The sequence below is a fragment of the Cupriavidus sp. FW305-3-2-15-C-LB2 genome (assembly GCF_058787575.1).
In genome coordinates this window covers 1-24,467 of record NZ_JBYSZW010000024.1, presented here as the reverse complement: position 1 = coordinate 24,467, position 24,467 = coordinate 1, and the positions used below count along the sequence as shown (strand labels likewise).

Sequence of the window (24,467 nt, the reverse complement as noted above, 5' to 3'; positions counted from 1 at the left end):
CCCGCAATCCGGGTGCGGCCCTTTTTCTTTATTCCTGCGTGCGCAACAGCTTGCGCAGCCCCTGGTAAACCGCTTCCCGCTCCTCCGGCGACAACTGCCGGATCACCTGCGCCTGCCCCCGCCGCGCCAGCGGCATCACCTGGTCGTGCAGCGCGGCACCGGCTTCACTGATCGCGCAGATCAGCTTCTTGCGCGGCGTGTTGCCGGCTGAGGTCAGCCGCACCAATCCCCGATCCTCCAGCAGCCGCAGCGTGCGGCTCACCAGCGCCTTGTCCGAGGTCGACTGGGTCACCAGCTCGGCAAACGGCAGTTCGCGCGCGTGCGCCAGCAGCGCCAGGATGCGCCACTCCGGCACGGTCAGGCCGAACTGTTCCGCATAGGGCTTGGTCACCGTGCTGCGCAGCGCGGTGACCAGCTGGCTCAGCATCGTGGTCAGGAAATTGTCGACGGTCAGGCCGCTGCCGGCCTCGTCGAGGTCGGTCCACGGGCTGGTGTTGTCGGTGTCTGGCGCGGGCTGGCCGTTGGCGGGCGCGGCGTCACGGGGCATGCGTTCCTCTTGGTCAGGGTCTGCCGGCCGCGGAGTTCGGGCCGGTTGGCGGGCCCGATTGTCTCACAGGCGCTCGCCAATTCCGCCACCGGGTGTCGCTTTCGTGTCATGCAAGAGAATTAAACAAACTAAATAATGTCAATAGGTGTTTAACGTAAGTTGAGTTGTCAATATTTGCGACCTAGGATTACCAATGTTCCTGGTATGAACGTACGTTTTACTAATAAAACAACCGAAAGTGTTGTAACCCGAGCCAACCCTGTTTTCGCGGTGCGCACAACAGCCCACTCCAACCGCGAATGCGCCCCCACAGGAGCTGTTGATGAGACACGAACGCCCCCGCCGCCTTTTCCTTGCAGCCACTGCCATGGCCGCGCTTGCGCTTGCCGCGGGCAGCGCGCTGGCCACCGCCGCGTATCCGGCCAAGACCGTGACCATGGTCGTGGCCTATCCGCCCGGCGGCGACACCGACGCCATGGCCCGGCTCTATGCCGACAAGCTGTCGGCGCGCCTGAAGCAGCCGGTCATCGTCGAGAACCGCCCCGGTGCCGGCGGCGTGGTCGGCGCCAGCTTCGTCAGCCGCGCGCCGGCGGACGGCTACACGCTGCTGTACACGCCCAACCCTTTCACGCTGGCGCCGATGGTGCTCAAGCTGGCGCCGTCGGCCAGCTATGACCCGCTGCACGGCTTCACCCCCGTGATCCAGACCGCGGTGCAGGCGGTGCTGCTGGTGGCCAACCCGCAGGCCGGCATCAAGACCGTCGGCGAGATGATTGCCGTGGCCAGGGGCGGCAAGACGCTGACCTATGGCAGCCCGGGCGCGGGTTCGCCGATGCACATCGCCGGCGAGATGCTCAACCGCGCCGCGGGCGTGAAGATCCAGCACGTGCCGTACAAGGGCGTGGCGCCGGCGGTCAACGACGTGGTGGCGGGGCACGTGAACTTTGCCTACGTCACGCTGGGTCCGGTGGCGCAGTACATCAACACCGGCCGGCTGATCCCGCTGGCGATCACGGACGCAAAGCGCTCGCCGCTGCTGCCCAACGTGCCGACGCTGGCCGAGCTCGGCTACAAGGACGTGGTGGTCGGCGCCTGGCATGGCGTGATGGCGCCCAAGGGCACGCCGCCCGAGGTGGTCAAGGTGCTGAACCAGCAGCTCAACGACGTGCTGCGCCTGCCCGACGTGACCGAGAAGATGGCCACCTTCGGCGCCAGCCCGGTGGGCGGCGCCCCGGCCGCGCTGGAAAAGGTCAACGCGGCCGACTACGAGCGGCTGGGCAAGGTGATCCGCGACCTCGCGATCACGGCGGAATGACGCAGGGCAGCGCATCGCATTCATGCAACCAGACAAGCAGGAGGCCGGCATGAGCAAGGCCATCGTGGGAAGCTCCACGCCGCAGGTGACCGCGCGGGAAAAGGTCATGGGGCGCGCGCAGTATGCCGGCGACATCAAGTTGCCCGGCATGCTGCACGCCAAGGTGCTGCGCAGCCCGCACCCGCATGCGCGCATCGTGCGCATCGACACCTCCGCGGCGAAGGCGCTGCCCGGCGTCAAGCTGGTGGTGACCGGGCACGATGTGCCCGCCCGCAACTGGGGCCCGCACCGCAAGGAGCAGCGCATCCTGGCCTGCGGCGTGGTGCGCCACGTCGGCGAGGAAGTGGCCGCGGTGGTGGCGGTCAGCGAGGAGATCGCGCGTGATGCGCTGGACCTGGTCCGCATCGAGTACCAGGCGCTGCCCGCGCTGCTGACGCCGGAAGCGGCGCTGGCCGATGGCGCGCCCGAGATCCATGCCGGCACGCGCAATATCGGCCATGAGATGCACATCGTGCGGGGCGACGTGGATGCCGCGTTCGAAGCCTGCGCCGCGGTGCATGAGGCCACCTACGACATGCACTCGCAGTACCCGGGCTACCTTGAGCCGATGGCCTCGGTGGCAGCGCAGGACGGCAACGGGCGGCTCACGCTGTGGGCCTCGACCCAGTCCGTGTTCCTGGCGCGCGCGCGGCTGGCCGAGGCGCTGAACCGGCCGGTCTCGACCATCCGCGTGGTGCAGGCGACCACCGGCGGCGGCTTCGGCGCCAAGATCGTCGAGGAGAACAACAGCCTGATCTGCGCCTTCCTGGCCAGCCGGCTGGAGCGCCCGGTGCGGCTGGTCAACAACCGGCTGGAAGACTTCCAGGGCGCGCGCGCCAGCGTGCCGATGAAAGTGTGGCTGCGCATGGGGCTGTCCGCAGACGGCGTGATCCTGGCCAAGGATGTGCGCATCACGGCCGAATGCGGCGCCTACTCCGGGCTTGCCGGTGATGTGATGCACGTCACCGCCATGCGCAGCGACAACATGCACCGCGTGCAGAACGTGCGCTCGCATGCGGTCATGGCCTATACCAACAATCCGCCGCGCGGCGCCTTCCGCGGCTTTGGCGGGCAGCAGATGCAGTTTCCGCTGAACTGCCACCTGACCGTGCTGGCCGGCATGCTCGGCATGGACCCGGTGGAGGTGCACAAGCGCAATGCGATCGGCGCGGGCGAGACCAGCGTGCATGGCTGGAAGATCAGCAGCACCGGCATGGCCGAGTGCCTGGACATGACCCGCAAGGCCATCGGCTGGGACGAGAAGCGCGCCGCGCCGCGCGGCACCGGCACGCGCCGGCGCGGCGTGGGCATTGCCGCGGCCATGCACGTCAGCGGCAACCGCACGCTGGGCAACTGGGACGGCTCGACCATCCTGCTCAAGATCAACGAGGACGGGCGCGCGATGCTTCAGACCAGCGAGTGCGACATGGGGCAGGGCGCCAACACCATGCTCAGCCAGATCTGCGCGCAGGAGCTCGGCATCCCGCTGTCGCACGTGACCGTGATGGCGCCGGATACCGATACCGCGCCGTTCTGCCTGGGCTCGCTGGCGTCGCGCGTGACCATCATCGCCGGCAATGCGGTGCTGCGTGCCGCGCGCGAGGCGCGCCAGAAACTGCTGGCACTCGCGGCGGAGAAGCTTGGCGTGGACGCGGAACAACTGGCGATTGCCGATGGCCGCATCGCCGCGCCGGGCCGGCCCGATAAGTCCGCCACGCTGGCGGAGATCGCGCGGCTGCATATCTTCCGCCACGGCGGCGAGGGCATCCACGTGCGCGCCACCTATGACGCGCCCACGGTGATGCACGACGCCGACTACTACGGCAACGTCGCGCCCGCGCACTCCTTCGCGGCACAGGCGGTGGAAGTGGAAGTCGACACTGGCACCGGCCAGGTCACCGTGATCGACAGCTTTGTCGCCGACGACTGCGGCAAGGCCATCAACCCGCTCGCCGTGCACGGCCAGACCCACGGCGCGACCGTGCAGGCGATCGGCTGGACCCTGTACGAGAACCTGCAATACGAGGATGGCCGCCTGATGAACGGCAACTTTGCCGACTACACCATGCCGACCGCCGACGCGGTGCCGATGCTGCGCACCGACGTGGTGGAATCGAACGACCCCAACGGCCCCTATGGCGCCAAGGGCGCCAGCGAAACCGCGATCCTGCCGGGCGCGGCGGCGATCGCCAATGCCGTCTTCGACGCCGTGGGCGTGCGCATCCAGTCGCTGCCGATCACGCCGGAGAAGGTGCTGGCGGGCCTGCGCGAACTGAAGCAGAAGGACGCCGTCCATGCGTGACTTTGCCTTCCTTGAGCCGGCCACCGTGGCCGAGGCCAGCCAGATGCTGGCCGAGCTGGGCGACAGTTGCCGCATCCTTGCCGGCGGCACCGCGCTGATGCTCGGCATGCGCCAGCGCATGCTGACGCCTGGCCACCTGGTCTCGCTGGGCCGGCTCAAGGCGCTGCGCGGCATCACCTTCGATGCGCGCGAGGGCCTGCGTATCGGCGCGCTGACGCTGCATGCCGAGGTAGCGCGCTCGCCGCTGGTGCAGGCGCACTACCCGATGCTGGCCAGCATGGCCTCGCGCGTGGCCAATCCGCAGGTGCGCAACCAGGGCACCATCGGCGGCAACCTCTGCTATGCCGACCCCGCCACCGATCCGCCCGGCTGCCTGATGGCGCTGGGCGCGCGGATCGTGGTCAGCGGCCGAGGCGGCGAGCGCGAGATCGATATCGAGGACTTCCTGGTCGACTACTACGTCACGGCACTGGCGCCGGACGAGATCGTCACGCAGATCCGCGTGCCGGCGCCGGGTGCCGGCGCCGATGGCCGCTATGCGCGCTTCCTGCGCACCGCCGCCGAGCACCGGCCGCTCGCCAGCGTGGCACTGGCGGTGCGGCGCGAGGGCGCGTTCTGCGTCGAGGCGCGGCTGGCGGTGGGCGCGTCCACGCCGATCCCGGCCCGGCTGCGCCGCGCCGAAGCGCTGCTGGCCGGCAAGGCCGTCACCGCGGAACTAGCCGAGGAGACGGCCGCCATTGTCGCCGCGGACATCAACGCGGTCTCGGACATGCGCGGGTCCGAAAGCTACCGGCGCGAGATGGTGCGGGTAGTCGCGCGCCGCACCATTGCCGAGCTGTTCGGCGTGGCATCGGAGTAAGGAATCCCCATGAACCAAGTCAGCATCGAACTCACCGTCAACGGCGAGGAACACCAGGTGGAGGTGCCGGCGCGGCGCCTGCTGTCCGACCTGCTGCGCGACGACCTGAACCTGACCGGCACCAAGCGCGGCTGCGAGACCGGCATCTGCGGCGCCTGCTCCGTGCTGGTCGACGGCGAGGTGGTCAAGTCCTGCCTGATGCTCGCCGTGCAGGCGCGCGGGCGCCATGTGATGACGGTGGAGGGGCTGGCCGCCGACGGCCAGCTGCATCCGCTGCAGCAGTGCTTCATGGACAACGGCGGGCTGCAGTGCGGCTATTGCACGCCGGGCTTCCTGATGGCCTCGTGCGCGCTGCTTGCCAATAACCCCAACCCGACCGAAGACGAAGTCCGCCACGGCCTGAACGGCAACCTGTGCCGCTGCACCGGCTATGTCGGCATCGTTGAATCGGTCCTGTCCGCCGCGGAGAAAATGCGTGGAAATTGAAAAGACCCTGGTCACCGCGGCGCCGCCGGCGCGCGTGTGGGAGCTGCTGCTCGACCCCAACGTGATGGGCGCGTGCGTGCCCGGCATGGAATCGATCGAAGTGCTGAGCGATGTCGAGTACATCGCCCATATGGCGGTCAAGATCGCCTTCATCAACGCGCGCTTCCGGCTGCATACGAAGATCGTCGAGACGCGCGCGCCGCATTACCTGCGCACCGAGGGCACCGGCGAGGACGACTCGGTGGCCAGCTCGCTGCGCCAGTCGAGCGAGCTCTTCCTGACCGCCCTGGACGATGGCGGCACGCAGCTGCGCATCAGGGTGGAGGTGGACGTGCTGGGCCGGCTGGGCACTTTCGGCCTGAGCGTGATGAAGACCAAGGCCGATCGCATGTGGGACGAGTTTGGCGCCAACCTGCTGGCGCGGCTGTCGCCGCAGGGGGCGCAGGCAGCGCCCGAGCCGGCGGCGAAGTCCGCACCTGCGGCACCGGTTGCATCGGCCGCGGCTGCCAACGGCCATGCGGTGCTGCCGACACGGTCCGCGCCCGCACCCGCCGCCGGCGGGCTGTTCTCGCGGCTGTTCGGGCGCGGCGAGGCCGCGCGCGGGCCGCTGTCGGACATCTGCGTTGAGCTGCGCCGCAGCGACGAGACCATCGTGGTGCGGTGGCCCGCCGCCCAGGGCGAGCAATGCGCGGCCTGGCTGCGCGACTACCTGCGCCCAGGGGCATAGGCGGAGCCAGGGCGGGGTCTGCCGGCAATACGGGTACCCTACGGGGTGCAGGCGTGATATATGAGAGCGTTACGCCAAGACCGAATATTGCAGAGACAGACCATGACGACCGATTCGCCGCAGGAAGACACGCAGGAAAGCGGCCAGGAGGGCGCCCCGGAGAGCGCCCAGGAGAAGTACATCGTGCCGGGGCTGGAGCGCGGCCTGCGGCTGCTGGCCGAATTCAGCAGCCGTGAGCGCACCTTGTCGGCGGCCGAGCTGGCGCGCCGGCTCAAGGTGCCGCGTTCGACCGTGTTCCGGCTGCTGGCCACGCTGGAAATGATGGGCTTTGTCGAGCGCACCGACGGCGGGCGCGAGTTTCGCCTGGGCATGGCGGTGCTGCGGCTGGGCTTTGACTACCTGGCCTCGCTGGAGCTGACCGAGCTGGGCCGCCCGCTGCTGGACCGGCTGCGCGACGAGATCCACTATCCGTGCAACCTGGTGGTGCGCGACGGGCGCTCCATCGTCTATGTGGCCAAGTCGGTGGCCTCGCGCCCGTTTGCCAGCACCGTCAACGTTGGCACCCGGCTGCCGGCGCATGCGACCGTGCTGGGCCGCGTGCTGCTGGAAGACCTGTCGCTGGCGGAACTGCGCACGCTGTATCCGGAAGAACGCCTGGAGGTGTATTCCGAAAGCACGCCGCGCACTGTCGAAGAGCTGTACGACATGGTCCAGCGCGACCGCCAGCGCGGCTATGTGCTGCATGAAGGGTTCTTCGAGGCCAGCATCTCCACCATCGCGGCGCCGGTGCGCGACCGCAGCGGCAAGGTTGTGGCGGCGCTGGGCGCGACCATCCCGGCCTCGCGCATCGATCCGGACCAGCTCGACAATGTGGTGGAACAGGTCAGGCGGGCGGCGGCCGAGCTGTCGAGCCTGCTCGACTACCGGCCGGAGGTGCCGAAACCGTTCGCGTGACGGCAGCGCGCGCCGCCAGCCATCCATTGGGAAGCAATATGCAGCAACGCAAGACATACAACAGGCCGCCGCGCCGGCGGCAATGGCTGGCCGGCACGGCGCTGGCCGCTGCGCTGGCGGCGTGCGTGCCGTGGCAGGCGGCGCAAGCCGCCGGCTGCGCCAATGTGCGCATCGTGGTGCCGTTCCCGGCCGGCGGCCCGGCAGACCAGCTCGCGCGCACGCTGGCGCACGGGCTGCAGCAGCGGCGCGGCACGCCGTTCGTGGTAGACAACAAGCCTGGCGCCAACGGCAATATCGGCATCGACACGGTGCGGCGCGCGCCGGGCGACGGCTGCACGCTGCTGGTGGCCCCGGCCGGCAACCTGACCATCAACCCCACGCTGATGCCGGCGCTGAGCTACAACGTCGAGCGTGATTTCCGGCCGGTGTCGCTGCTGGCGGGCTCGCCCAACGTGCTGGCGGTGCATCCGTCAGTAAAGGCGAATTCCGTGCAGGACCTGGTCAGGCTGGCACAGCAGGCAGAGAAGTCCGGCAAGCCGCTGGGCTACGCCAGCCCGGGCGTCGGCAGCGGCCTGCACCTGGCCGGCGAGCTGTTCCGCAACAAGGCCGGCATCACGCTGCTGCACGTGCCCTACAAAGGCACCACGCAGGCGCTCAACGACGTGGTGGGCGGACAGGTGCCGATGCTGTTCGGCACGTGGCCGACGCTGGCGCCGTTTATCCAGTCCGGCGCGCTGCGCGCGCTGGCGGTGACGCAGTCCAGGCGCTCGCCGGCCGCGCCGAACGTGCCGTCGCTGGCCGAGCAGGGCGTGCCCGGCATCGACGTCAGTTCCTGGTATGCGCTGCTGGTGCCCAGGGCCACGCCGCAGCTGGCGGCCGATGCGCTCAGCGCCGACGTGCGCGCGCTGCTGGCCACGCCCGCGGTGCGGGCCGAGCTGCAGCGCCAGGGCATGGAGCCGGTGGGCAGCACGCCGCAGGCGCTCGAGGCCCGCATCCGCGAGGAAACCGCGGCGTGGGCGAAGCTGATCAAGGCGTACGGGATTACCGCGGAGTAGCGGCGCTGCGGTATCCCATCAGGCCCGACAGGTCGCGCGCGGCCTGCCTGACTTCCTTCTCCACGCGCTCGCGCAGCGCGCCATCGGCTTCAAAGCGCTGCTGCGGTCCCGCCACGCTGATCGCGGCGATCACGTCGCCGTCGGCGCCGCGCACCGGTGCCGCGCAGGAATCGATGCCCGGTTCATAGGCGGAAAAGCTCCAGGCGCAGCCGCGTTCGCGATCGGCGGCAAGGATATCAGCCAGCCGCGCGTGCGTGGCCGGGCTCTGGCCGGTGACCGTCGGCAGGGGATCGGATCCCAGCAGCTCGCGCAGCGTCTCCGGCGGCAGCTCGGCAATCAGCATCCGCCCCGGCGTGGTCAGGTGCGCGGCCACGCGGCTGCCGACCTGGATATTGCTGACCAGCGAGGCCGCGGGCATCTGCCGCAGCAGGTAGAGTGCATCGCCGCCATCGCGCACGGCCAGGTAGGCCGACAGCTGCAGCGATGCGCTCAGCCGGGCCAGCACGCGTGTGGCAAAGCTGGTCAGGTCATTGCTGGCCAGCACGCGCGAGGCCAGCTTCAGGAAGTTGAAGCCGACCTGGTGCCCGCCTTGCGGCAGGCGTTCCACCATGCCCTCATGCTCCAGTGTATCCAGCAGCCGCATCACGGTGACGCGGTTCACGTCGATGCGCCGGCCCACTTCGCTCAGGTTGGCGGTGGCGCCGCCCTCGGCGATGAAGCGCAGCAGGCGCAGGCCGCGGATCACCGGCGAGACCAGCTGGGCTTCGCGGGCGTCTTCGGTATCGCCATCGTCGGCAAGGTCAGGCTGTGGGCGGGATTTGGGCATGGTGGTGTCTGCTGTCAACGGAAAACGGCCGCGCAGGCGGCCGTGCTGGCGGAAACGATCGGCGCGGCTTCAGCCGAGGGCGACGTTCCAAGCGTCGTAATCGTACACCCAGTCGGCATTGCCGCCTTCCTTCAGCCAGGCATTGCCGCGCGAGCCGATCTGGATGCGGCTGGTGCGTTCGTGGCGCGCGGCCTGGTAGCGTGCCAGCGCGGCGGGCACGCCTGCGGCACCGCCGGGTGCGGCATCGGCAAGGCAGCGCGCCAGCACCACGCCGTCTTCAATCGCCATGCCGGCGCCTTGTGCCATGAACGGCATCATCGGGTGGCAGGCGTCGCCCATCAGCGTGACCGGGCCGGCGCACCATGCCGGCAGCGGGTCGCGCACGTACAGCGCGGAGATCAGCACCTCGTCGCAGGCATCGAGCAGTGCGCGCGCCTCGGGGTGGAAGCCGGCATAGGCGCTGCGCAGGTCTTGCACGCGGCCCGGCGTGGTCCAGGACTCATGGCGCCAGGCTTCCTGTGCGACGGTGGCGAAGATAAAGATGTCGCGGCCGCGGTTGAGCGGGAAGGTGACGATCTGTGTGGCGGCGTCGGGGCCCCACCATTTGGTGAAGGCGCCCAGGTTGGGCACGCCGGCGAGGCGCTCGGCGGGAACGACCGCGCGGTAGGCCACCACGCCGGTGAAGATCGGGCTTTCCTGGCCGAACAGGGCGGTGCGCACGGTCGAGTGGATGCCGTCGGCGCCGACCAGCACATCGACGCGCTCCTCTGCGCCACTGGCGAAGCGCAGCGTGGCGCTATCGGCATGCGGCTCGATCGCCACGGCCTTGTGGCCAAGGCGCACGCATTCGGCCGGCACGGCGGCTTCCAGTGCGGTCATCAGGTCGGCGCGGTGCATGGTCAGTTGCGGGGCGCCGTAGCGGCGCTCGGCGTCTTTCTGCATCGGCAGGCGGGAAGTTTCTTCGCCGGTGTCCCACGTGCGGCTGATGCGGTGGCTGGGGCGTGCGGCGGTTTCGCGCAGGGCGTCGCCGATGCCTAGCCCGTCGAGCGCGCATACGGCGTTGGGGGTCAGGTTGATGTCGGCGCCTACGCGGGCGAAGCGGGGGGCTTGTTCGTAGACGATTGCGTCCATGCCGAGCTTGCGCAGTGCGATGGCTGCGGCGAGGCCGCCGATGCCGGCGCCGTTGATTCCGATCTTGAGGGGCATTTTGTCTGCCTGCTGGTTGTTGGTGTATGTTCAAAAATGAACTATATGTTCATAAAAATATATGAGCGTGAGGGTGAACAGTCAATTAAGGGTGAACCCTAGGAAGGTGGTTTGGTGAGGGGGCTGGGGCAATGCGGTCGGTTAGTGGCTTCTGGCAGCGTGGCTGTTTCGCCGGCGTAGCCGGCGAGTCACTTTTTGTCCGAGCGACAAAAAGTAACCAAAAAGCGCGTCGCCTATGCGGCTGGCAATCAATTCCACGGCGTTGGTGGTTCGCACGGTGGTGCTTGCCGTTTGGGCGTGGGTGCCCGTTCGACCCTGCTACGCCATGTGAGTGTGGGACAGTGCCTGCGATAACCCACTATTGAACGATCCCCATGCAGGGCGTAGGCCGCCTGCTGCAAACGGCATTGCGGGGACGCCTACGGCTGCTGCGCAGGCTCAAGATGCGTTGACGGTCATTGGGCGCTTGCGCGGAGCGCAGCCGAAGGCGTTGATGCGATATCGCCAAGCCCCAAAAAAAACAGCCGCACACGGCGGCTGCTCTTGAAACCATCGCCGGTACACAAACGCTCAAAGCCCCAACACGAGCTTGGCAATGATATTGCGCTGGATCTCGTTAGATCCCCCGTAAATCGACGCTTTGCGATAGTTGAAATAACGCGGCGCCAGCACAGCCGCATATTCAGGCCCGACACGCGGCGCGGCCTCGCGTCCCTGCAATTGAGCCCAGGTGTCCTGCACGAACGGCAACGCCGCCGGGCCTGCAGCTTCCACCGCAAGTTCGCTGGCGGCCTGCAGAGTCTCAGTGCCCGTGAGCTTCAGCATGCTCGACGCGGCCCCGATCGAGGTCCCGGATTCCACGCCTGAGAACACCCGCAACTCAACCGCTTCCAGCGCGGCAGCACGCAGGTGCAGCGCCGCCAGCTTGCGGCGGAAGGCGGGATCGTCCAGCAGGCGGCCACCGTCGTCGGCAGGCTGCTCCGCGGCAATCTCCGCGATCTTCGACAGTTGCTTGCGCAGCATCGGGCTATATGTACCGCCGCGCTCGAACTCCAGCAGGTACTTGGCGTAGGTCCAGCCCTTGCCTTCCTCCCCGATGCGGTTTGCCACCGGCACGCGCACGTTCTCGAAGAAGACCTGGTTCACTTCCTGCTGCCCGGTCATGGGACCGTCCAGCGTCGGCAGCGCCGACACCGTGATGCCGGGCGTATGCATGTCGAGCAGCAGGAACGAAATCCCTTCCTGGCGCTTCGATTCGCGGCTGGTGCGCACCAGGCAGAACATCCAGTCGGCCCACTGCGCATGCGTGGTCCAGATCTTGGAGCCGTTCAGGATGTAGTGCTCGCCGTCGCTGTCGGTGCCGTGGTCGGCGCGCATCTGCAGCGAGGCCAGGTCGGAGCCGGAGTTGGGTTCGGAATAGCCCTGGCACCACCACACGTCCGAGCTCAGGATCGGCGGCAGGAAGCGCTGCTTCTGCTCGGGCGTGCCGTACTTCATGATCACCGGCGCCACCATCTTCAGGCCCATTGGCGACACTGGCGGGCAGCCGGCGGCGGCCAGTTCCGACTGGAAGATAAAGCGCTCGGTCGGGGTCCAGCCCGGCCCGCCGTATTCCTTGGGCCAGTTCGGCGCGGCCCAGCCGCGCGCGTGCAGCGCCTTCTGCCAGCGCAGCTGCGCGGCCTTGTCGAGGTAGCCGTTCTTGGACTGCGCCATCATCGCGCGCAGGTCGGCGTCATAGGCCTGGGCGATCCAGGCGCGCACGTCTTCACGGAACTGCTGATCTTGCGGGGAGAAATCGAGATTCATCGACGGGCCTCGCTGGGTAATCGTCTGGGTTCGGGGATGCCGGCTTCAGGCCGCGGCCAGGGCGGGGTAGAGCAGGTCGGCGTAGCGGCGCAGGTGGTGCTCGGCCGAGCCCAGCTGCAGGTCGATCGCGGTGACGCGCTTGAAGTAGTGGCCCACGGCCAGCTCTTCGGTGACGCCCATGCCGCCGTGGATCTGCACCGCCGCCTGGCCGACAAAGGCACCGGCCTGGCCGGCCTGGATCTTGGCCGCGCACGCCGCCTGGGCGCGTGCCTGCGGCGCGCTGGCAGCCTGCATCGCCGCCACCTGGGTCAGCGCCACGGATTGCTCCAGCTGCACGTACATGTCGGCCATGCGGTGCTGCAGCACCTGGAAGGTGCCGATCGGCACGCCGAACTGCTTGCGCTGGCGCGCATAGTCGATGGTGTCGGCCAGCATGCGCGCCATCGCGCCATTGGCTTCGGCACAGAGCGCGACCATGGCTTCGTCGCACAGCTGTTCGATCAGGGCAAAGGCTTCGCCTTCCGCGTCGATGCGCTGGCTCGCCGGCACCTGCACGTTGTCGAGCAGCACCTCGGCAGCACGCAGGCCGTCGAAGGTCGGGTACTCGCGCAGCGTCACGCCCGGCGTGTCGCGCGCAATCCAGAACAGGCTGATGCCGTCCCGGTCGCGGCGCGCGCCGGAGGTGCGGGCGCTGACCACCAGGTGGGTGGCGAACGGCGCGCCGACCACGGCGTGCTTGTGCCCGCTCAGCTTGTAGCCGTTGCCCTGGCGCGTGGCGCCGGCCTGCACGTCGTGGCGGCAGTAGCGGCTGGCGGGTTCGGCGTGGGCCCAGGCGGCGGTGGCTTCGCCGCCGATGATGGCCGGCACCCACTGCGCGGCCAGCTCGGGGCTGCCGTGCATCAGCGCGCCCCCGCCCAGCACCACGGTGCCCAGGTAGGGCTCCAGCGCCAGGTGGCGGCCCAGTTGTTCCATCACGATCATGTGCTCGGCCGCGCCGCCGCCCAGGCCACCGAGCGTCTCGGGGTAGGCCGCGCCGAGAATGCCGAGCTCGCGGGCGAATGCGCGCCAGCAGTCCGGGCGCCAGCCCGCGGCGGACTGCACGGCAGCGCGGCGGGCTTCGAAATCATAGTGGTCGGCCAGGTAACGCGCGAGCGTGTCGCGCAGCATCGACTGTTCTTCGCTGAACTGGAAATCCACCTTGGCTCCTTCGGAATGGGGGGGAGGCGTGATTGCAGTAGCCTGGCGGGCATCATCCTGCCAGGCTGCCCGGTGGCGCATCGTCGCATCGGACGAAGCTGTTCCGGCGCGAACGCAGCCCTTTTTTGTGGCACTGCGGCAAAACGGTGGCGGTGCCGCTTCGTCGCTTCCGACGATGGTTGAACCGGCTGGGGTTCCGAGAATGCGGTACCGGCATCCGCCAACACACCGACACCCTCGAGGAGTCCAACGCCATGCATCCGCACATCCACGCGCAGCGCACACCCGAAAAACCAGCCGTCATCATGGGTGGCAGCGGCGCAGTCGTCACCTACCGCGAACTGGACGAACGCTCGAACCAGGTCGCCCACCTGTTCCGCAGCCAGGGACTGCAGCCCGGTGACCGCGTGGCGTTCATGGTCGAGAATCATCCGCGCCTGTTCGAACTGTGCTGGGGCGCGCAGCGCAGCGGCATTGTCTATGTCTGCCTGAGCACGCGGCTGAACGTGGCCGATGCCGCCCACATCATCAATGACAGCGGCGCCAGGCTGCTGGTCACCACGCACGCGCAGGCCGAGGTCGCGGCAGCCCTGGCCGGGCAGACGCCGGCCTTGCGCGGCAGGCTGATGCTGGACGGCACAATGCCGGGCTATGACGCGTACGAGACCGCGCTGGCGCGCTGCCCGGCAACGCGCATCGATGACGAAGTGACCGGCGGCGACATGCTGTATTCGTCCGGCACCACGGGCCGGCCCAAGGGAGTGTATGCGCCGCCGTCGAGCCCGAATATCGACGATCCCACGACCCTGACCAGCCTGTGCCAGCGGCTCTATGGCTTCGATGCCGAGACGCGCTACCTGTCGCCCGCGCCGCTGTACCACGCGGCGCCGCTGCGCTACAACATGACCGTGCAGGCGCTGGGCGGGACCGCGGTGGTGATGGAGCATTTCGATGCCGAGCACTATCTGCAGCTGGTGCAGCAGCACCGCATCACGCATACGCAGCTGGTGCCGACGATGTTCTCGCGCATGCTCAAGCTGCCCGAGGCGCAGCGCCAGGCCTATGATGTGTCGTCGCTGCGCGTGGCGATCCACGCGGCCGCGCCGTGCCCGGTGCAGGTCAAGGAAGCCATGATCGCGTGGTGGGGGCCGGTGATCTGGGAGTACTACGCCGGGACGGAGGGCAACGGCGTGACCGTGGTCAGCACGCCGGAGTGGCTGGAGCGCAAGGGCACGGTGGGCCGGGCCATGGTCGGCAAGCTGCGCATCTGCGGGCCGGACGGCGCGCTGCTGCCGCCGGGCGAATCGGGCACGATCTACTTTGCCGAAGGCCGCGACTTTTCGTACCACAACGACGAGGCCAAGACCGCGGAGTCGCGCCACCCGCAGCAGCCGGACTGGAGCACCATCGGCGATGTCGGCTACGTGGATGCGGACGGCTACCTGTACCTGACCGACCGCAAGGCCAACATGATCATCTCCGGCGGCGTCAACATCTACCCGCAGGAGGCCGAGAACCTGCTGATGACGCATCCCAAGGTGATGGACGTGGCCGTGATCGGCGTGCCCAACGAGGACTTCGGCGAAGAGGTCAAGGCCGTGGTGCAGCCCGTCGACATGAGCCAGGCCGGTCCCGAGCTGGCCGCGGAACTGATCGCGTTCTGCCGCGCCAACCTGTCGGCCATCAAGTGCCCGCGCTCGGTCGACTTCGCGTCCGAGCTGCCGCGCCTGCCGACCGGTAAGCTGCTCAAGCGGCTGCTGCGCGACCGCTACTGGGGCGGCCACGCCAACAAGCTGGTGTAGGGCCGCCTGCCGCTGCCCGCATTTTCGCGAGTGCGGCGGTTTACGTCATAATCCTCCGTTACATCACAGCCACGGCCCGCCTGCCTGCATCCGCAGCGCGGGCGGGCGCATCGCGCGGCCTGCAACGGCAGCGATGTGCGGGAGACGACAACAGCCAATGGCAAGTATCGAGGAGACCGGACGGCGCGCGCCGCCGCCCGCCGGCGCCGCATCGCTGGCGGCCAAACTGCGTCCGCCGCTGCTGACCCCGTTCCAGGTCGAGCGCGCGGCGATCTGCGAGACCGTGTGCGCGGCCGGTTTCGTCAAGCTTGTGCTGGTGCGTGCACCGGCGGGCTTCGGCAAGACCACGGCCATGCTCCAGTGTCGCGCGCGCCTGGAGGCCGCGGGCGGGCGCACCGCCTGGCTGACGCTGGATCGGTCGGACAATGATGCCTCGCGCTTTCTGGGGTCGGTCGAAGCTGCCATCGCGCAGGGCCTGGGCGGCGGCGGCCCCGGCCGGTCCGCGCACGCGACGCTGGCACAGGATCCCGGCGAGCAGGCGCTCGCGCTGATCGACCGCCTGGCCAGCCATAACGGCGCCTTCACGCTGTTCCTCGATGATTTCGAAGCGATCCAGAACGCCGCCGTGACCGGGCTGGTCTGGCAACTGGTGGAAAGCCTGCCGCCCGGCTGCCGCGTGGTGATCGGCACGCGCTGGGTGCCGGAATCCGGCCTGGGCCGCCTGCGCGCGCGCGGCGAGCTGCTTGAGATCGAACCCGCGCAGCTGCGTTTTTCCGCCAGCGAAACTGCATCCTTCCTGCGCCATGCGCGCGGGCTGAAGCTGGAGCAGGCGGCCATCAGTGTGCTGCACCGGCGTACCGAGGGCTGGGCCACGGCATTGTGGCTGGCGTCAGTCGCGCTGGAGCGGCGCAGCCAGCCAGAGGGTTTTATCGCCGGCTTCTCCGGCTCCAACGCGGCGATTGCCGACTACCTGGTCGAAGACGTATTCCTGCACCTGCCCGAGGCGGTGCGCGACTTCCTGCTGCGCACCTCGATCCTGGACCAGTTGTGCGGACCGCTGTGCGACGCCGTGTGCGAGCCCGCGACAGCTGGCAGCAGCGACGAGATCCTGGCCTGGCTGGAGCGCGCCAACCTGTTCCTGCTGCCGCTGGAGAGCGAACGCTATGGCGAGCGTGGCTCCGGTGCGGCATCGGAGCAGTGGTACCGCTATCACAGCCTCTTTTCCGGCTTCCTGCGCGGCCAGCTGGCGCAGGCCATGCCTGACGCCGTGCCGCAGCTGCACCTGTCGGCATCGCGCTGGTATGAGTCGCAGGGGCGCCCGGTGCCCGCCATCGAGCATGCCTTCGCGGCCGGTGCGCTGGCGCGCGCGCTGCCGTTGCTGGACGGCGCCGCGGACGACCTGCTGGCGCAGGGCCGCATGCGCCTGCTGACGCGCTGGCTGGAGGCGGTGCCGGCGGAAGAACTGGCGCGCTGGCCCAAGCTGCAGATCGCGCGCGTGTGGGCGGTGTCGTTCACGCGCGGCCCGGCCGAAGCCATCGCCCTGCTGCAGCAGATCCCCACCGAGGGCGCGGCCGGCGACCTGCTGGCGCATATCCGCGCGCTGCGCCACATGCTGCTGAACATGATGGACCGCTTCGACGATGCGCGCGCCTTCGCCCGCAATGAGCTGCCGCCGTTGCCGATGGGCTATGCCTTCCCCGATGCGATCCTGGGCACGTCGATGGCACGCCTGGCTGCGGTCGCCGGCGACTACCCGGAGGCGCGCCGGCTGCTGCAGGTGGCACGGCACGCGGTGCGAGGCTCGGACAGCAATTTCAACAAGATTTTCTCGGAATCGGTCGAAGGGCTGATCGACCTGCGCCAGGGGCGGCTGCAGCAGGCGCTGGCGCGGTTTCGCATCGCCGCCAGCACGATGCTGCCGAACCGCTTCGGGCCCACCAACGGCAATGCCATGGCCGGCATCCTGCTGGCCGAAGGCCTGTACGAGAGCGGTGATTCCGAGCGCGCCAGCCGATTGCTCAACGTCTACCTGCCGCTGTCGCGCGACCTCGGGCTGCCTGACCAGATCATCACCGGGCACACGGTGCTGGCCCGCATTGCGTTCGAGCGCGGCGAAGCCGACCAGGCGCATGAATGGCTGGCGCAACTGGAAGCGCTGGGGCACCACCGCGGGCTGACGCGGCTGGTGATGGCGGCAATGCTGGAGCGCGCACGGCTGGCACTGCGCCAGGGCAATGTTCACGCGGCGCAGGAGGCGATCGAACGCGCCGCCGATCCGGCGCTGTGGCGCACGCGGCCCGGGGTCAGCTCCTTTGCCAGCGATGTCGAGGACATCACCCTTGGCCGGCTGCGGCTGGACTTGTATGCGCGCCCGGGCACGCCGGTGCGCGAGGTCATCGAGCGCGAGCTGGCGGCTGCCGCCGGCAACCAGCTGATGCGCCGCGCGCTCAAGCTGCGCATCCTGCTGGCGCAGGCGTGCCAGCGCGCTGGCGACGGCGCGCACGCGCTGGTGGTGATGGGCGAGGCGCTGCGTTTCGGCGCTGCCGAAGGCTTTGTCCGCATCTTTGCCGACGAGGGCGACGATGTGCGCAGGCTGGTGGCCGATGCCTGCTCGCGCCAGTCGGCCAGCCTGCCTGCCCCCTATGTGGAAAGGCTGCTGCAGGCCTGCGGCCAGGCCGGGAGCGAGCAGGCCGCCGGGCGCGGGCGGCGCTGGTGGAGCCGCTGACGCCCAAGGAGCAGAAGGTGCTGCAACTGCTGGCCGAGGGCTATTCCAATGTGGCCATGGCCGAGCGCCTGTTCGTGTCCGAAACCACGGTGCGCACGCACCTGCGCAATATCAGCGCCAAGCTGCATGCCAGCAACCGCACCCAGGCGGTGGCCATTGCACGCCAGCTCGGGCTGCTCTGAGGCCGCGCGCGCAGGTCAGCCCGCGCGCGCTTGCGGCTCAGATGCCGATGAACTCCGTGAATTCCTCCAGCGGTGCGCGCACGGAACGCAGCTGGTTGGCGGGCGCCTCGGGGTCTTCGTAGCCGATCGCCATGCCGGTGAACAGCATCCGTTCGGCCGGCAGCGACAGGAACTTGCCGAGGGTCTGCGGGTACATCGCCCAGCATTCCTGCGCGCAGCTGTCCAGCCCTTCTTCACGCAGCAGCAGCATCACCGTCTGCAGGTACATGCCCAGGTCCGACCATTGCGGCGGGCCCATGCGGCGGTCGACGGTGCAGAACAGCGCCAGCGGCGCGCCGAAGAAGGTGAAGTTGTTGGCAAACTGCGCCAGCCGCCGCGCCTTGTCCTCGCGCGGGATGCCGAGGTAGTGGTAGAGCGCCTCGCCCACCTGGAAGCGGCGGTCGCGGTAGGGCGAGACCAGCTCGCGCGGGTAGATGTCGTACTCGCGCTCTTCACCCGCGGGCGCCTGGGCGATGCGCTCGCGCATGATGGCGCGCAGCCCCTCCAGGGCCTCGCCGCCGATGACATGGATATGCCAGGGCTGCAGGTTGCCCCCCGAGGGGGCGCGCGCGGCGGCGTCGAGCACGCGGCGGATGGTGTCGGGCGCAACGGCCCGGGGCAGGAAGCCGCGGACGGACTTGCGGCTGGCGACGGCTTGGCTGACTTTCATGCGAATTCCGGAAAAGTTGATCGACGGGCGCGCTTCAGATGAAGGGCGGCTCGCTGGTCCAGTCGAAGAAGTCCGGCATGTCGTGCGACACGGTTTCCGGGAAGGCGGCGGGACGCTTCTCCAGGAAGGCGCTGACGCCTTCCTTGACGTCGGCGGAGCGCCCGCGCGACTGGATCGCGCGGCTGTCGAGCTTGTGCGCTTCCATCGGGTGGCTGGCGCCGGCCATGCGCCAGATCAGCTGGCGCGAGATCGCTACCGAAACCGGCGCGGCATTGGCGGCGATCTCGCGGGCAATGGCCTGGGCGGCAGGCAGCAGGTCTTCGGGCGCGTGCAGCGAGCGCACCAGGCCGCGCTCATGCGCTTCCTGGGCCGAGAACACGCGGCCGGTATAGCACCATTCCAGCGCGGTCGAGATGCCGACCACGCGCGACAGGAACCACGACGACGCCGCTTCGGGCGTGATGCCCCGGCGCGCAAAGACAAAGCCGAACTTGGCGTCGGTCGACGCCAGCCGGATATCCATCGGCAGCTGCATGGTCACGCCCACGCCGACCGCGGCGCCGTTGACCGCGGCGATCACCGGCTTGAGGCTGCGGAAGATGCGCAGCGACACGCGCCCGCCACCGTCGCGGTGCGCGCTGTCGGGGCTGGCGCCATAACGCTTCTCGAAGTCGAAGGTGGAACTGCCGCCGGACAGGTCGGCGCCGGCGCAGAAGGCGCGGCCCGAGCCCGTGACGATCACGGCACGCACGTTGTCGTCGGCATCGGTGGCGTCGAACGCGGCGATCAGTTCATGCATCATCTGCGCGGTGAACGCATTGAGCTGGTCCGGGCGGTGCAGGGTGATGGTGGCGACACCGTCTGCAACGGCGTAGCGCAGGGTTTCGAACGAAGGCGTGGCTTGCGTCATGGGGGGCTCCTGCCGGGATTGCTGCGAATATGGGAGGAAGTGTGCCGGGGCGGGGCGCCGGCACGGGGCTCGGTCAACACTAGTGCAGAATGCGCCGCCCGCAATCGTCGCTTCCGACGAGGCTCGGAATCGGCACCTGGCCGTAGACTGACCCCGATCAAGCGGCAGGGCCGGCACTACCGCGCGCCTGCCGGCGCAGACAGCAAAGGGACAACCATGAAGACACGAATCACCGAACTGCTTGGCATCCGCTACCCGATTATCCAGGGTGGCATGCAATGGGTTGGCTACGCCGAGATGGCCTCCGCCGTTTCCAACGCCGGCGGGCTGGGCATCCTCACGGCGCTGACGCAACCCACGCCCGAGGCGCTGGCCGAAGAGATCCGCCGCTGCCGCGAGATGACCGACAAGCCGTTCGGCGTGAACCTGACCCTGCTGCCGTCGATCAACCCGCCGCCGTACGCGCGCTACCTCGACGTCATCATCGAAAGCGGCATCAAGGTGCTGGAAACCGCCGGCAACAACCCCAAGGAACATATCGCGCGCGCCAAGGCCGCCGGCATCAAGGTGATCCACAAGTGCGTGGCGGTGCGCCATGCGCTGTCGGCCGAGCGCCTGGGCGTGGACGCGGTGTCGATCGACGGCTTCGAGTGCGCCGGCCACCCCGGCGAGGACGACGTGCCCGGCATGGTGCTGATCCCGCAGGCGGTGCGCAAGCTGTCGATCCCGGTGATCGCCTCCGGCGGCATCGCCGACGGACGCGGCATGGCAGCGGCACTGGTGCTGGGCGCCGAGGGCGTCAACATGGGCACGCGCTTCTGCGCCACGCGCGAGGCGCCGATCCACGACAACGTCAAGAAGGCGCTGGTGCAGGCCAGCGAGCGCGATACCAACCTGATCTTCCGCACGCTGCACAACACCGCGCGCGTGCTCAAGAACGCCGTGTCGGACGAGGTGGTGAGCATTGAACGCCGCCCGGGCGGCGCGCAGTTCGAGGACGTCAAGCACCTGGTCGCCGGCGTGCGCGGCAAGGCGGCGCTCAAGGCGGGCGAGACCGACAGTGGCATCATCAGCGCCGGCCAGTGCGTGGGCCTGATCGACGACGTGCCCAGCTGCGAAGAACTGATCACGCGCATGGTGGCCGATTGCCGAGAGCACCTCAGCGTGGCCTCGCGCTTCTTTGCCTGACGCCATGGCCGAGGCTGAAATCGAGCGGGCGATGACCCAGGCCATCGCCGCGCCGGGCGAAGCTGCCGGCGGGGACGTGCCGGAGGGCTTCGTCCCGCTGCGCAGCATGAGCGGCTACATGGCAGGTTTCGGCCAGCTCTACCTGCATGCGGAGCGCCGCACGCTGGCGGTGCGCATCGACGAGAGTCACCTGAATAACCTGGGCATCCCGCACGGCGGCATGCTGGCGACGCTGGCCGATACCGCCATCGGCATGATGATGTCGCTGGAAACCGGGCGCTCCAAAAGCGCGGTGACCGTCAACCTGAGCCTGGACTACCTGGATTCCGCGCGCCTGGGCGACTGGGTCGAGGCCCGCGTGGAGTTCGACAAGCTCGGCTCGCGCCTGCGCTATGGCACCTGCCGGCTGGTCAGTGGCGAGCGCTGCCTGCTGCGCGCGACCGCAATCTTTGCAGTGCTGGCGCCGCGCACCTGAGGCCTGCGGCAAACTTCGTCGCTTCCGACGACGCTTGCCACCACCCGCGGCGCAACAATGCAAAGCGACACTGCCGGCGCCAGATGCCGGCACTCCGGACAACACCATGGCTGCCCCGGCAGCCTGCACCGAACCAAGGAGATCACATGGCAGAGGCATATATCGTCGCGGCGGTCCGTACCGCCGGCGGCCGCAAGGGCGGCAAGCTGTCGGGCTGGCATCCGGCCGACCTGGCCGCACAGGTGCTGGACGCACTGGTGGAACGCACCGGCGCCGACCCGGCGCTGGTCGAAGACGTCATCATGGGCTGCGTGAGCCAGGTCGGCGAGCAGGCCGGCAACGTGGCGCGCAATGCCATCCTGGCCTCGCGCCTGCCTGAAAGCGTGCCCGGCACCTCGGTGGACCGCCAGTGCGGTTCGTCGCAGCAGGCACTGCACTTTGCCGCGCAGGCAGTGATGTCGGGCGCGATGGACATCGTCATCGCCGCCGGCGTGGAAAGCATGACGCGCGTGCCGATGGGCCTGTCGTCGCAGCTGCCGGCCAAGAACGGTTTCGGTGTGCCCAAGAGCCCCGGCATCGAGGCGCGCTATCCCGGCGTGCAGTTCAGCCAGTTCACCGGCGCCGAAATGATTGCGCGCAAGTACGACCTGTCGCGCGAGCAGCTGGATGCCTACGCCCTGCAGAGCCACCAGCGCGCCATCGCCGCCACCAAGTCGGGCCGCTTCACCGCCGAAATCCTGCCGGTGGAAGTGCGCACGGCCGACGGTGCCAACGGTGAAATGCACACCACTGACGAAGGCATCCGCTATGACGCCACGCTGGAAAGCATCGGCAGCGTCAAGCTGATCGCCGAAGGCGGCCGCGTGACTGCCGCTTCTGCCAGCCAGATCTGCGACGGCGCCGCCGGCCTGATGGTGGTCAACGAGGCCGGACTGAAGAAGCTTGGCGTCAAGCCGCTGGCGCGCGTGCACGCCATGACGGTGATCGGCCATGATCCGGTCGTGATGCTGGAAGCGCCGCTGCCGGCCACGGAAGTCGCGCTGAAGAAGGCGGGCCTGCGCATCGGCGATATCGACCTGTTCGAAGTCAACGAAGCCTTCGCCCCGGTGCCGCTGGCCTGGCTGAAGGCCACCGGCGCCGATCCGGCGCGCCTGAACGTGCATGGCGGCGCGATCGCGCTGGGCCATCCGCTGGGCGGCTCGGGCGCCAAGCTGATGACCACGCTGGTACATGCGCTGCATACGCACGGCAAGCGCTACGGCCTGCAGACGATGTGCGAAGGCGGCGGGCTGGCCAACGTGACCATCGTCGAGCGCCTGTAAAGCTGTGAGAGTCGCTGCGTGCCGCACAGGCACGCAGCGCATGGATCGCCGCAGCAAGGAGTAGTAAAGGGAGAAGGACCGGCGGCGCGGGCATGTCAGAGTGCCCGCGCCAGCAGCCGGAAAAGGGGGCCGCGATTTTCGCGGCTTTTCTTGTTTGCGGTGTGTCGCGCGCGTCAGGCGAACGTCACTGCGCTGCGCCGGTCGGCGCGTTCCAGGTGCGGCACGTTGTTGAAGCTCAGCAGCCGCTGCACGCCGCGGCCGACGATGATCTCGCAGAACGCCGTATTGCGGAATTGCAGGTTCATCTCGATGGCGGCCTGTGCAGGTGCGCCAAGCAGGTCGGCCGTGGCGCGGCCGATGGCGCCACCGGAGCTCACCACCAGGATGGCATCCTCGCGCGTCATGCCTTCGCTTGCGTGCGCCAGGGCGCCGGTAATGCGGGCGCCGAAATCGGCCCAGCTCTCGGGCATCTCGGCCAGCCCGTCCTGGGTCCATGCGGCGTAGGCCGCGCGGAAGGTGCGCCAGTAGTCGTTGTAGTCGCCGTTCTGGTGCGCGCGGTGGTCGGCGCCGCCGGTGTGGCAACGGTACAGCGCCTCGCCGTCGTATTCGTTCAGGCCCGCGTGCGAGACGATCGCTGTCTGCGGCTGACCCATGCCGGCCAGGATCTCGCTGGCGGTGTCCTGCTGGCGCACCAGCGTGCCGGACACCACGCGGCTGAAGCTGACGCCGCGCTCCTGGAAATACTCGCCCAGCCAGCGCGCCTGCTGGCGGCCGGTCGGCGACAGGCAATCGTAGTTGGCGGCGCCAAACGAGGCTTGTCCGTGCCGGACGAGGAAAAGCGTGGCCATGAGCGGTCCCGGTAAACGTGAGGCGGATAGGGCTGCGCCCGGCGCGTCGTTTTGCGGCAGGCCGGGGGCGCCGGGCACGGCGCCCGGCGTGGGCACATTCTAGGGAGGTCCGGCGCGCCAGCCAAGCAAGCGCTGCGCAATTCATGGCAGCCATGGCCTGGCTGCATTACCGCGGGTGGCGCGGGCCGGTGGTGTGCTCAGGCCGGCTCTGCGCAGGGGACGCCGAGATAGCCGGCCATCAGGCGGTTGAGTTCCGGGATCATCTGTTCGTCGTCGAGGTGCAGTGGGCCGGAATCATTGAGCACGGCATTGACCAGCACGCTGAACACCGCCTGCATGGCAAAGCGCACGCGCACCTCGGCGGTGTCGGCAGGCATCGCCAGCCGCGGCACCAGCAACTGCACCATGCGCTCCACGATGGCTTCGCCGCTCTGGCGGTGGGGCACCCATTCCTCGGGCCGCGTGGACGCATGCCGCAGCGATGCCCGGATCACGCCGCGGTTGGCCAGCGTGCCGAGCACCATGAAGCGCGTGGCCTTTTCCAGCAGCACCGGTGTCGGCACGTCCTCCCAGCGCTCCTGCGCCAGGTAGCGCTCAGTCGACGCGGCGGTTTCTTCCATGACCAGCGCACGCAAGGCCTCGAAATAGGCCATCTTGTCGCGGAAGCGCCCATAGAAGGCACCCACCGATACCTGGCATGCCGCGGCGATCTGGGCCACGGAAACGGCGGCAAAGTCACGCGAGGCAAGCAGTTCGCGGCCCGCGCCCAGCAAGGCCTGTTCGGTCTCGCGCGCACGGCGCTGGCGCGGCGGCTGCAGGATCGAGGGGGTATCGATACGGGGAAAGGAGGCGTTGGCGGTGAAGCCGGATTGGGTCGCTGACATTGGCACTCCGTATTCGAATTCTGATTCGAATTTGAAAATACCGGTGCGTGCCGCGACGCGTCAAGGATTTTGTCGGGTGGCAGCCCGGCGTGGCGGGTGGGTG

The 24,467-nt window shown here is 68.8% G+C and carries 20 protein-coding genes and 1 pseudogene; 12 read left to right on the top strand and 9 right to left on the bottom strand.

The annotated features are described in order from the left end of the window. Positions 1-28 precede the first annotated feature (28 nt). Positions 29-547 carry a MarR family winged helix-turn-helix transcriptional regulator gene (locus tag AC3WRR_RS18445; protein WP_010811677.1) on the bottom strand — a complete coding sequence of 173 codons (519 nt, stop codon included), beginning with the start codon at positions 545-547 and terminating at the stop codon, positions 29-31. Between the two features lie 322 nt (positions 548-869). Here AC3WRR_RS18445 and AC3WRR_RS18440 point away from each other — a divergent pair, with 322 nt between their 5' ends. The 7 genes from AC3WRR_RS18440 to AC3WRR_RS18410 all read left to right on the top strand — a co-directional run bounded on the left by AC3WRR_RS18440 (position 870) and on the right by AC3WRR_RS18410 (position 8,284). Further along, positions 870-1,862, top strand: coding sequence for a Bug family tripartite tricarboxylate transporter substrate binding protein (locus AC3WRR_RS18440; protein WP_011616781.1), 993 nt, complete (start codon positions 870-872; stop codon positions 1,860-1,862). 49 nt (positions 1,863-1,911) lie between these two features. After that, positions 1,912-4,203: a xanthine dehydrogenase family protein molybdopterin-binding subunit gene (locus AC3WRR_RS18435; RefSeq protein WP_492297760.1), complete on the top strand. Its 2,292-nt coding sequence runs from the start codon at positions 1,912-1,914 to the stop codon at positions 4,201-4,203. Beyond that, positions 4,196-5,062, top strand: coding sequence for an FAD binding domain-containing protein (locus tag AC3WRR_RS18430; protein WP_010811674.1), 867 nt, complete (start codon positions 4,196-4,198; stop codon positions 5,060-5,062). Before AC3WRR_RS18435 ends, AC3WRR_RS18430 begins: the two co-directional genes overlap by 8 nt. Positions 5,063-5,071: 9 nt before the next feature. Next, complete coding sequence (locus AC3WRR_RS18425; protein ID WP_010811673.1) at positions 5,072-5,548, top strand: (2Fe-2S)-binding protein; 477 nt, start codon at positions 5,072-5,074, stop codon at positions 5,546-5,548. Continuing rightward, positions 5,538-6,275: an SRPBCC family protein gene (locus AC3WRR_RS18420; RefSeq protein ID WP_010811672.1), complete on the top strand. Its 738-nt coding sequence runs from the start codon at positions 5,538-5,540 to the stop codon at positions 6,273-6,275. Before AC3WRR_RS18425 ends, AC3WRR_RS18420 begins: the two co-directional genes overlap by 11 nt. 102 nt (positions 6,276-6,377) lie before the next feature. Beyond that, positions 6,378-7,229 carry an IclR family transcriptional regulator gene (locus AC3WRR_RS18415; protein ID WP_010811671.1) on the top strand — a complete coding sequence of 284 codons (852 nt, stop codon included), beginning with the start codon at positions 6,378-6,380 and terminating at the stop codon, positions 7,227-7,229. A gap of 38 nt (positions 7,230-7,267) precedes the next feature. Next, positions 7,268-8,284: a tripartite tricarboxylate transporter substrate binding protein gene (locus AC3WRR_RS18410; RefSeq protein ID WP_492297759.1), complete on the top strand. Its 1,017-nt coding sequence runs from the start codon at positions 7,268-7,270 to the stop codon at positions 8,282-8,284. On the opposite strand, the gene AC3WRR_RS18405 is transcribed toward AC3WRR_RS18410, so the two are convergent. The 4 genes from AC3WRR_RS18405 to AC3WRR_RS18390 form a co-directional block, all read right to left on the bottom strand. After that, positions 8,271-9,110 (bottom strand): IclR family transcriptional regulator, encoded by an 840-nt coding sequence (locus AC3WRR_RS18405; RefSeq protein WP_492297757.1) that lies wholly within the window; start codon positions 9,108-9,110, stop codon positions 8,271-8,273. The two genes, AC3WRR_RS18410 and AC3WRR_RS18405, sit on opposite strands and share 14 nt — an antisense overlap. A 69-nt stretch (positions 9,111-9,179) precedes the next feature. Beyond that, positions 9,180-10,316 (bottom strand): FAD-dependent monooxygenase, encoded by a 1,137-nt coding sequence (locus AC3WRR_RS18400; RefSeq protein ID WP_454749276.1) that lies wholly within the window; start codon positions 10,314-10,316, stop codon positions 9,180-9,182. 570 nt (positions 10,317-10,886) lie between these two features. Next, positions 10,887-12,122, bottom strand: a complete 1,236-nt coding sequence (locus AC3WRR_RS18395; RefSeq protein ID WP_058697864.1) for an acyl-CoA dehydrogenase family protein — start codon at positions 12,120-12,122, stop codon at positions 10,887-10,889. Positions 12,123-12,167: 45 nt separating this feature from the next. Continuing rightward, a complete protein-coding gene (locus tag AC3WRR_RS18390) occupies positions 12,168-13,319 on the bottom strand; it encodes an acyl-CoA dehydrogenase family protein (protein ID WP_492297756.1) in 1,152 nt (383 codons plus the stop codon). Between the two features lie 254 nt (positions 13,320-13,573). Here AC3WRR_RS18390 and AC3WRR_RS18385 point away from each other — a divergent pair, with 254 nt between their 5' ends. Beyond that, a complete protein-coding gene (locus tag AC3WRR_RS18385) occupies positions 13,574-15,121 on the top strand; it encodes an AMP-binding protein (RefSeq protein ID WP_011616785.1) in 1,548 nt (515 codons plus the stop codon). 157 nt (positions 15,122-15,278) lie between these two features. Further along, positions 15,279-18,028, top strand: a pseudogene (locus AC3WRR_RS18380) (winged helix-turn-helix domain-containing protein). A 37-nt stretch (positions 18,029-18,065) separates the two neighbouring features. Here AC3WRR_RS18380 and AC3WRR_RS18375 read toward each other — a convergent pair. After that, positions 18,066-18,737 (bottom strand): nitroreductase, encoded by a 672-nt coding sequence (locus AC3WRR_RS18375; protein WP_058697867.1) that lies wholly within the window; start codon positions 18,735-18,737, stop codon positions 18,066-18,068. Between the two features lie 34 nt (positions 18,738-18,771). Then, positions 18,772-19,647 (bottom strand): crotonase/enoyl-CoA hydratase family protein, encoded by an 876-nt coding sequence (locus AC3WRR_RS18370; protein WP_010811662.1) that lies wholly within the window; start codon positions 19,645-19,647, stop codon positions 18,772-18,774. Between the two features lie 216 nt (positions 19,648-19,863). On the opposite strand from AC3WRR_RS18370, the gene AC3WRR_RS18365 reads away from it, so the two are divergent. The 3 genes from AC3WRR_RS18365 to AC3WRR_RS18355 all read left to right on the top strand — a co-directional run bounded on the left by AC3WRR_RS18365 (position 19,864) and on the right by AC3WRR_RS18355 (position 22,632). Further along, positions 19,864-20,835 carry an NAD(P)H-dependent flavin oxidoreductase gene (locus AC3WRR_RS18365; RefSeq protein ID WP_010811661.1) on the top strand — a complete coding sequence of 324 codons (972 nt, stop codon included), beginning with the start codon at positions 19,864-19,866 and terminating at the stop codon, positions 20,833-20,835. A gap of 4 nt (positions 20,836-20,839) precedes the next feature. Continuing rightward, positions 20,840-21,310 carry a PaaI family thioesterase gene (locus AC3WRR_RS18360; protein WP_010811660.1) on the top strand — a complete coding sequence of 157 codons (471 nt, stop codon included), beginning with the start codon at positions 20,840-20,842 and terminating at the stop codon, positions 21,308-21,310. A 146-nt stretch (positions 21,311-21,456) separates the two neighbouring features. Beyond that, the gene (locus AC3WRR_RS18355; RefSeq protein WP_058697868.1) at positions 21,457-22,632 is read left to right on the top strand and encodes an acetyl-CoA C-acetyltransferase; all 1,176 of its coding nucleotides are present in this window, start codon (positions 21,457-21,459) and stop codon (positions 22,630-22,632) included. 173 nt (positions 22,633-22,805) lie between these two features. Here the strand turns inward: AC3WRR_RS18355 and AC3WRR_RS18350 are convergent, their stop codons facing one another. Further along, on the bottom strand, positions 22,806-23,480 hold the full coding sequence (locus AC3WRR_RS18350) for a histidine phosphatase family protein (RefSeq protein WP_010811658.1): 675 nt from the start codon (positions 23,478-23,480) through the stop codon (positions 22,806-22,808). 197 nt (positions 23,481-23,677) lie between these two features. Beyond that, complete coding sequence (locus tag AC3WRR_RS18345) at positions 23,678-24,364, bottom strand: TetR/AcrR family transcriptional regulator (protein ID WP_010811657.1); 687 nt, start codon at positions 24,362-24,364, stop codon at positions 23,678-23,680. Positions 24,365-24,467 lie beyond the last annotated feature (103 nt).